This window comes from Acinetobacter sp. YH12241 (assembly GCF_013417535.1).
Classification (GTDB): Bacteria; Pseudomonadota; Gammaproteobacteria; order Pseudomonadales; family Moraxellaceae; genus Acinetobacter.
Window position 1 is genome coordinate 1 of the sequence record NZ_VPDQ01000057.1, and the last position, 3,683, is coordinate 3,683.

2 protein-coding genes and 1 rRNA gene are annotated in these 3,683 nt (G+C 41.4%); all 3 read left to right on the forward strand.

Going from position 1 to position 3,683, the window contains the following annotated elements; genetic code table 11:
* Positions 1 to 113 (forward strand): 5S ribosomal RNA (rrf, locus tag FTV18_RS15395); the annotation flags it as partial.
* Positions 114 to 444: 331 nt separating this feature from the next.
* Positions 445 to 1,809 (forward strand): MFS transporter, encoded by a 1,365-nt coding sequence (locus FTV18_RS15400; protein WP_180018796.1) that lies wholly within the window; start codon positions 445 to 447, stop codon positions 1,807 to 1,809.
* 366 nt (positions 1,810 to 2,175) lie between these two features.
* Positions 2,176 to 3,525 (forward strand): aromatic acid/H+ symport family MFS transporter, encoded by a 1,350-nt coding sequence (locus tag FTV18_RS15405; protein WP_180004121.1) that lies wholly within the window; start codon positions 2,176 to 2,178, stop codon positions 3,523 to 3,525.
* The last annotated feature ends 158 nt before the right edge of the window (positions 3,526 to 3,683 follow it).

The window sequence follows — 3,683 nt, forward strand, 5'->3', positions numbered from 1 at the left end:
TGGCGACCATAGCAAGAGTGAACCACCTGATCCCTTCCCGAACTCAGAAGTGAAACCTCTTAGCGCTGATGGTAGTGTGGGGTCTCCCATGTGAGAGTAAGTCATCGCCAGCTCATTATTCCTAAAAAGCCCTCTGCAGAAGCAGGGGGCTTTTTTTATGCGTGGGGTTTCTAGAAAAAGAAGTAAATAATCTCCTAATTGTACCTAGATAATAAAAATATAAATAACGTGAAAAGTATAATTAATTAACTTCGCCTTATTTTCTTATTGGTCTGTCTAAAAAATATTCGATCTACGACTTTAGCCTAAATTTTATTAAAAAAATCTAACTTGGTAAGTTTTGCAGTAGACAAGGTTTAAAGAATCATCCATTTTATATACAAAAGTGAATGAACGTTCATTTTTTTATAGAATAAAAAAGCTCACAATTGGAGGTGAGGAAAAATGACAGCAACAACAGTGAATGTGAATGCTGTAGTGGATGAAGCAAAGTTTAAACCTTTTCATTTAAAGATCGTACTTTGGTGCGTATTTGTCGTTATTTTTGACGGTTATGATCTGGCAATCAACGGTGTTGCTTTACCCCTACTGATGCAAGAATGGAATATGACGGCAGTTCAGGCCGGAATGCTTGCAAGTACCGCTCTGGCCGGCATGATGTTTGGTGCCATGCTCTTCGGTATGCTGGCAGATAAAATTGGACGAAAAAATGTCATCCTGATTTGTGTAACCTTATTCAGTGGATTTACGTTCTGGGGCGGTTTTGCCTCTGGTCCGACTGAATTTGGCATCCTGCGTTTTATTGCCGGATTAGGTATTGGCGGTGTATTGCCGAATCTGGTTGCGCTCACTTCTGAATATGCGCCACAAAAAATGCGCAGTACTTTAGTGACTACCATGTTTAGTGGCTATGCAGTTGGTGGGATTATGGCGGCGTTATTAGGTGCCTGGTTTACCCCAAGTTTTGGTTGGGAAATCATGTTCTATATCGCAGGTATTCCATTATTGATGCTGCCTATACTGTATTTGTATTTACCGGAATCTTTAACTTTCCTGGTAAAGAAACAGCAAAATGAAAAGGCCAGCAAAATTGTTCAACAGATCAGTCCTGAGCAAAATGTCACTGCAAGTACCCAGTTTGTACTGAATGAAGTGCATGCACCCGATGCTTCAATTGCTGCTTTATTTAAGCAGGGCCGTAGCATGAGTACCTTATTATTCTGGTGCTGCTTCTTTATGTGTCTGCTTATGGTCTACGCATTGGGTAGCTGGTTACCAAAACTGATGATGGCAGCGGGTTATTCTCTGGGTAACAGTTTGATGTTCCTGATGGCCATGAATATTGGTGCAGTGGTTGGAACCATTGGTGGTGGTATTCTGGCGGATCGTTTCCATCTGAAACCCGTCATTATTGGCATGTTCCTGTTGGGTGCAGTTTCATTAGTTGGATTAGGCTTTAACTCTCCACAAGCTGTGATCTATCTGTTAGTCGCTGCTGCAGGTGCTTCGGCAATTGGTAGTAGTATTCTGCTCTATAGTTTCGTGGCTCAGTACTATCCATTGGCAATCCGCTCTACCGGTATTGGTTGTGCGTCCGCAGTCGGTCGGGTAGGGGCAATCGTTGGTCCAATTATTATTGGATTCCTGTTGGGTATGGAGCTGCCACATAAAATGAATTTCTTGGCTGTTGCGATTCCAGCCATTATCGGCGCGATTTCAGTGGCGATGATTGTACGTAAAGATCTGAATGCAGAACGAAATGCTGAGACCTCACTGGCGAAACAGAAGCTGAATTCTATTAAAACCTAGTCACTTTTTGCCAATCCACTTGCTATAAATCTGAATTGAGTCAAAAGATCCCTTTCATAAGAAAGGGATTTTTTGTTTAAAGTATAAAAATCATTCATAAAAAATTGAATAAATCAAAAAATCATTGGTCTATAGACTATTTATATAAGCATTTTAATGAGAATAATAAATGTCTAATTATTCAATTATTTAGTTTTATAAAAATGTGATAAATCACACAAATAGCCGCTATTTTATGGCTGAAATTACTCCATCATTTGGTCTTATTGTGCACTAAATCTCACTTGCGTATATTGCTAAAACTTGAATATTCCCCCGGATATTCAAAAGGATTTTATGGACAAGTACTCATGGGAGATGAGAACGATGACAACGGAAACAGTAGATATAAATTCTGTAGTCGATAATGCGAAATTTACGCCTTTTCACTTCAATGTAGTTGCTTGGTGTTTACTCATTATCTTGTTTGACGGCTACGATTTAGCAATCAATGGTGTTGTTTTACCTTTATTAATGCAGGACTGGGGCTTAAGTGCCGTTCAAGCGGGAATGCTTGCCAGTACTGCACTTGCCGGCATGATGTTTGGCGCGATGATCTTTGGTTCTCTGGCAGATAAAATTGGCCGTAAAAAAGTCATCATGATCTGTATCGTCTTATTCAGTGGCCTAACTTTTGCCGGCGGTTTTGCTTCAAATCCGACTGAGTTCGGTATTTTACGCTTCCTTGCCGGTCTGGGTATTGGTGGTGTAATGCCAAACCTGGTGGCACTGACCTCTGAATATGCACCACAAAAAATGCGTAGTACTCTAGTGACGACCATGTTTAGTGGTTATGCGGTAGGTGGTGTAATGGCTGCCTTATTAGGTTCATGGTTTACCCCAAGTTTTGGTTGGCAAATCATGTTCTTTATCGCAGGTATTCCATTATTTTTATTGCCTGTGATCTGGAAATTCCTGCCTGAATCTTTAGCCTTTATCGTCAAAGACAACAAACAGGAAAAAGCACGTCAAATTGTACGTCGTTTGGCTCCAAATCTAAGTGTTACAGACAATACAACTTTTAAACTGCCACAGGAGAATGTACCTGAAGCAGCAAACGTGGTAAGCCTGTTCCGTCGTGGCCGTGCCGTAAATACCTTATTGTTCTGGGTTGCTTTCTTCACTTGCCTACTAACCATGTATGCGCTGAGCAGCTGGTTACCGAAGTTGATGATGGCAGCGGGTTACTCAATGGACAACAGCCTAATGTTTATGATGGCGATGAACGTAGGTGCAGTGGTTGGTATTGTGGGCGGTGGTATTTTGGCTGACCGTTTCCACCTGAAACCGGTATTGATGTTCCTCGGTATGATGGGGGCGATTGTGATGAGCTCAATGGGCTTTGCATCTAACCAGTTCCTGCTTTACATCTTGGTGTTCCTGGCAGGTGCAGCATCAATCGGTTCGCAAATGTTGCTATACAGTTATGTTGCACAATTCTACCCATTGGCAGTACGTTCAACAGGTATTGGCTGGTCATCTGCGATTGGTCGTATGGGTGCGATTGTTGGCCCGATCCTGATCGGTGGCTTACTCGGTATGAACCTGCCTGCACACTTTAACTTTATGGCAGTCGGTTTACCGGTACTGATTACAGCGATTGCAGTTGCTTTGATCATGCATGATGATGAATCTGAAAAGATTGGTTCAGCAGATACCGTTCCTGCAAAAGCTTAAAACTGAGTATTAAATAAGAAGCCTCCGAAAGGGTAATGCCAGTCAGTTAAGCAAATTTTAGTAAAATGTAGTAAAAATGAGTGTATGTAAATACGCTCATTTTTTTATGTCTTTATCTGAACATTTAGAATCCACTCTTGAACATTCTCTCCCATCAC